Consider the following 1,079-nt stretch of genomic DNA (forward strand, 5'->3'; position numbering starts at 1 on the left):
AGCCGCGCCTGGCCGGTGTCCAGTTCGGGCGGCGGAAGCCATTCGACCTCGCAGCGCTCGTTCATCCGGGTGGTCCAGCCGCCGTCCTCGTTGACGCTGCGGTTGTCTGCCCCGCAGGCGAGGCCCAGTTCGTCGACGTTGGTGTTGCCGCCCTTCGACCAGTCGGCTTTTCCGTGATGCACCTGGCAGCCATAGGCGCCAACGGTGCAGCACGGCTTGGTGCATCCGCCATCGCGCGCGATGAGCATGATCCGTTGCGCCGGAGTGGCGATTCGCTTGGCGCGGAACAGATCCAGGGCCGACCCGGTCGCGCCGTCGAACACCGCCAGGTAGTGGTTGGCGTGGCCCGCCAACCGGATGACATCAGCGATCGGCATGACCGTGCCGCCGCCGGTGGTGCCGACCCCGGCCCGTGATTCCAACTCCCGCAGGGTGGTGCGAATGATGATCGAGACGGGCAGCCCGTTGAGCTGGCCGAGTTCGCCGCTCATCAGGGCGATGCGCCCGACGGCGATCATCGCGTCGTGTTGACGCTGGGCCAGACTGCGGTGGTCGTTGTCGATCTGAACCTGTGTCGGGGTCCCCGATGTGCAGGGTTCGGGATCGTCGGGATTGCACATACCCGGTGCCGCGTACTTCGCGAAGATCACTTCCCACACGGCCCACGCTTCGGGCGTCAGAGTCCCGAAGATGTCAATCATCCCGTCGGCGCGCTGTTTTCCCTTGGTGACCCCGCGATTGCGGGCGCGCTCGGTGTCATCGGGCTCGGGCCCGTCCTGATCGAGCAAGAACAGCATCAGATCGGCGCTGTCCTTGAGTTCCTTGGGACCGACGCCGACCGCCGTGCGGACCAGGTCGACCTCGAACTGCTCGCGGGTGGCCGCATCGACGAATCCGGGCAACCTGTCAACGGCCTTGCGGATGACGTCCACATGCTCGCCGTTGATCAGCCCATGAGCTTGCGCGACAGCCGTCGCCGGCAACGCCGGCCGCAGCGACGGCCCGGTCAACGCCTGACGCGGCGCCAGCAGGGCAGCTTCGGTCAGGCGCCGGTTGGCCTCGGTGGTCGAGATCCGCCA

1 protein-coding gene is annotated in these 1,079 nt (G+C 67.4%); it reads right to left on the minus strand.

The genetic code is table 11. The features are described from left to right. Positions 1 to 1,079: HNH endonuclease signature motif containing protein (locus A5790_RS18080; RefSeq protein ID WP_066847257.1), on the minus strand; the 1,079-nt coding region annotated here is incomplete at both ends.

Source organism: Mycobacterium sp. 852002-51152_SCH6134967 (genome assembly GCF_001667105.1).
Taxonomy (GTDB): domain Bacteria; phylum Actinomycetota; class Actinomycetes; order Mycobacteriales; family Mycobacteriaceae; genus Mycobacterium; species Mycobacterium neumannii_A.